Genomic DNA, 4,231 nt, shown 5'->3' on the forward strand with positions numbered 1-4,231 from the left:
CCCCCAGAACCACCCTACACAAGGAAACTCATGTCACCCACAAACCAACATTTGTCAGGGCAGTTTATATGATGATAATTCAATTTTGCAGATAATTGGAAAAAGGAGACCAACAATGGATGAAACAGGAAGAAAAATCACAAAAATAGCGCGTGAGGCATCTAAATTTACACTAAAAATGATGAAAGAAGAGGGAATCGGAACAGCAGAATTTGATTTCATCCATTTTATCAGGCACAATCCAGGTGTCACACAGGCAAAAGTCATAGAACAGTTAAAGATTGACAAAGGAGCAGCCGCAAGGCGCGCAGCAAGTTTAGAGAGCAAAGGCTATCTTTACCGGAAACCAAACCCTAAGGATGGCAGAAGTCAGCTTTTGTATGCAACAGAGAAAGCAGAACAATTAAAAAATTCAAAGGCACATATTGAGAGTGTGTTTTATGAATGGCTGTTAGCAGAGCTGCCGGAAGACGAGAAAGTACCATTTCTGAAAACGTTAGATAAGATTTACTGGAGATCTAAGGAGCAGCGGAGAGCAGAGTTTAAAGATGTGTCAAAACTTGTGGAAACAGGGGAAAGTGACATGGCAGAAATGGATGGTGAGACGGATGAGTGATAATTGTGGCAGAGAAAGCAATGGAAAAGAAATAAGTGGATTTCAGGCGGATCGGGTTATTTCTTATTTTAAAATGGAGTGGCAGGTTCTTCTTGCAGTGACAGTTTCCGGACTGATCTATAATTTAGGACTTCTTGCAGGACCATGGTTTGAGGGAAAAATGGCGGGATGTCTGGTGGATATCCTTAGAGGCAGAGCAGGGTTTCCTGACATGGAAAAACTGGTTGCAGCATATGTGATCGCGATTGTGGTAGTACAGAGTTCGAGATATATCAAGCGTTTTTATGTGAGACGTTTTGCAAATAATGTCAACCGGCGCATGAAGCATGTGCTCTATAACAGTCTTGTGCATAAAAGCAGGGCAGAACTTGAGGAGGAAGGTGCCGGAAATGTCATGACAAAGGCAATCCTTGATGTGGATGACTGTGCGGAGGGTATGCGGAAATTTACTACGGAAATATTTGATACCGGAGTGGCGCTGCTTGCATATGCCGGAATGTTACTCTTTTATGACTTTAGACTTGCTGTTTTAAGTATGCTGTTTCCCCCGGTTTCTTATTTTCTGGCTGAAAAAATGAAAGAAATCGTACAGCGGACGGGGGCGGCTTATAAGGAGCAGTCCGGGATTTTAAGTGCAGCTACCTTAGACCGGGCGTCAAATGCGATTACTTACCGTGTTTATGGCTGTGAGCAGGAGCGAAAAGATTCTTATGAAAAAAATCTGTCAGCATATGAAAAATCTGCAGTGCGGGTAAATATCTGGAGTGCGGCATTTCCACCGGTCTACCGTGTTATTTCTATGGCAGGTGTTCTATTTATTTTATATTTTGGAAGTAAAAACGTACTTGGAAACGGATGGAGATCCTGGGATGTGGCAGCATTTACCACCTTTCTTACCTGTTTTACCAAACTTTCCGTTAAATCATCAAGTGCGGCAAAACTTTTTAATGCAGTCCACAAGGCACAGGTCTCCTGGAAGCGGATCAAACCTCTCATGAAATGTGTTGAAAATGATGGCGAAAGCAGTGTTCAAAAGCCGGAAAAACTTGAAGTTTCCCATTTGGGTTTTGCATATCCGGGTGGAACAGATATCTATGAGGATATTACTTTTTCGGCACAGCCGGGACAGATCATCGGTGTTACCGGGGCAGTTGCATCCGGCAAATCGACATTTGGCAAGACGTTTCTGTGTGAATATCCTTATAAGGGAAGCATCCGTTTTGCTGGTGATGAGTTAAGTAAAATGGAAAATTCTGTACTGACCGGGACAGTGGGATATTTAGGTCATGATCCGGAATTATTTGATGACAGTATAAAAAATAATATTCTGTTAGGGGAGGATAAGGATGCCGCCGTTTATCTGAAGGCAGTGTGCTTTGATAAAGAAGTGGCTGAGATGGAACAGGGAATGGATACAGTTGTGGGAAATGGAGGAGTCAGACTTTCTGGTGGTCAGGCGAAACGTCTGGCACTTGCGAGAACCCTGTGTCATAAGAGACCAGTGCTGATCTTAGACGATCCCTTTTCTGCGCTTGACCGGAATACAGAGCAGGAAGTGTATGCGAACTTAAAGATGATGGCTTCAGACGGTATTGTAATCCTGTTATCACACAGACTTTATCTGTTCCCGGAAATGGATCAGGTAATCTGGATGGAACATGGGCATGCTGCGGTTGGCACGCATGAAGAGATAATGAAAAAATATCCGGAATATGCAAAACTTTATGAGGAGCAGACGAAGAGCAGTACAGTAGAAAACGGAAAGTCAGAAAAAGAAAAGCTTCTGACAGAACAAGTACAGGTATGTGAATAAAATTTTCAACTTAAAAAGAAAACGATAGACAGAAATGAGCCGGAGCAGAGAAATGCAGCGGAGAAAGGGGATATGCGGGATGCATAGCGAGACACAAAGTAAAACACATGGCAGTAAAAATGTAGGAAGCGTGATGCTTCGGACGATAAAAAAACAAAAATGGCTTTCTATCGGAATTGTGTGTGCAGTTGTTGGTGCAATTCTGACAGCACTCCTGCCACCGCTTATTCTTGGAAATATCATAGATAGTATGACAGCGGGAAATGCAGTATCATTTTACCTTATTTTATTATATTTTGGTTTTACTTTGCTCACAGGATTGCTGGAAAGTTCAAGAGAGGGACTGTTAGTTGTGTTTGGACAAAAGATCACGCACGCACTCAGAAGCAGTCTGATGGATAAATATACAGTTCTGACAGCGGATGCACTGATACATCAGGAGCCTGGAGCGGTGGTTTCCCGATTTGTAGGGGATGTTGATACGGTAGAAAATCTGTTTACATCAGGGATCATCAGTATGTTTGCGGACGCGTGCAAGATCATCAGTATTCTTGCAGTCATCTGGTTTAAAAACCGCGGACTTGCCATTGTACTGGTGGTATTGCTGCCATTTCTGTTCTGGTTTACGCGCATTGTGCAGAAAAATATGCTGGCAGCGCAGATCGAGAACCGGCGTGCCGTAAGCCGTGCATCGGGTCATGTGCCTCAGACGCTTCACAATATAAGAACAATCCGTAATCTTGGCAGGGAAAACTATATGGCAGAGTGTTATGACACTTATATCGGGGAAAGTTACCGTGCCATGGAGCGGACAAATTTTTATGATGCGATCTATTCTCCGGTTATTTTGATCTTAAATGCCGTGGTTGTGGCAGTTGTTATGTTACTTTCAGCGTCCGGCAATGCAAACGTATTAAATCTGTTTGGAATGTCAGCCGGTACAGCAGTTGCTGTCATGAATTATATTTCACAGATATTTTCCCCGGTGGAGAGTCTTGGTATGGAAATCCAGACGATACAGTCCGCGATAGCAGGCGTGCATAGGATCAATGAATTTTTCAGTCTGGAAGAACTTCCGGACAAAACAGGATACATAAAAGAAAATCTGCAAAAAGCAGATACGTCTTTTGTAAGTTTTGAAAATGTAACATTTGCCTATGAAGAACAAAATGTGATAGATAACCTTAGTTTTGAGGTGAAAGAAGGAGAACAGGTCACACTTTCCGGTCGCACCGGTGCAGGAAAAAGTACGATATTTAAGCTGCTGTTAGGACTATATGAACCAAAGACCGGCAGTGTACAAATTCAGGGAAAGCCGGCAAAAGATATCCCGGACACAGAAAAACGTCACCTTTTCGGCTATGTAGAGCAGTCTTTCCATATGGTTCCGGGAACTGTAAAAGAGCAGATCACACTGTATGATCCGTCTATTACCATGGAGGATGTCCGTGCGGCTGCAAAAATGACAGGACTTGATGATACGATCATGAGCTTAGAACATGGGTATGATACACCGTGTTCGGATGGAATTTTCTCGCAGGGGCAATGGCAGCTTTTGTCGATCGCCCGCGCAGCGGCGGCAAAACCGAAACTGCTTCTTTTAGATGAGATCACAGCAAATCTGGATGCACAGACAGAAAAAGAGGTTTTGCAGGCGTTAAAACGTGTCAGTGAGAACCGGACTGTGATATCTATCTCGCATAGAGTGAATGCGACAACGGGCAGAGTGATTGAAATCTGATAAACAACCCGCCCAATGCTGGTTTGTTTATGAAATAAATCATCTCCCCAAATGGTGTATC

Annotated in this window: 3 protein-coding genes; all 3 read left to right on the forward strand. The window is 43.2% G+C overall.

Translation table 11 applies throughout. The features are described 5' to 3' along the window. Positions 1–115: 115 nt before the first annotated feature. A complete protein-coding gene (locus DXA60_RS18280; protein WP_117922676.1) occupies positions 116–616 on the forward strand; it encodes a MarR family winged helix-turn-helix transcriptional regulator in 501 nt (166 codons plus the stop codon). Continuing rightward, positions 609–2,429, forward strand: coding sequence for an ABC transporter ATP-binding protein (locus tag DXA60_RS18285; RefSeq protein WP_243006959.1), 1,821 nt, complete (start codon positions 609–611; stop codon positions 2,427–2,429). Before DXA60_RS18280 ends, DXA60_RS18285 begins: the two co-directional genes overlap by 8 nt. Positions 2,430–2,508: 79 nt before the next feature. Continuing rightward, positions 2,509–4,170, forward strand: a complete 1,662-nt coding sequence (locus tag DXA60_RS18290; RefSeq protein ID WP_117922677.1) for an ABC transporter ATP-binding protein — start codon at positions 2,509–2,511, stop codon at positions 4,168–4,170. Positions 4,171–4,231: the final 61 nt, after the last annotated feature.

This window comes from Roseburia sp. OF03-24, assembly GCF_003463035.1.
GTDB lineage: Bacteria > Bacillota > Clostridia > Lachnospirales > Lachnospiraceae > Roseburia > Roseburia rectibacter.

Excerpts from the sequence above, each read along its gene's own strand:
- DXA60_RS18280 (WP_117922676.1), top strand. The coding sequence starts at position 116 with ATGGATGAAACAGGAAGAAAAATCACAAAAATAGCGCGTGAGGCATCT.
- DXA60_RS18285 (WP_243006959.1), top strand. The coding sequence starts at position 609 with ATGAGTGATAATTGTGGCAGAGAAAGCAATGGAAAAGAAATAAGTGGA.
- DXA60_RS18290 (WP_117922677.1), top strand. The coding sequence starts at position 2,509 with ATGCATAGCGAGACACAAAGTAAAACACATGGCAGTAAAAATGTAGGA.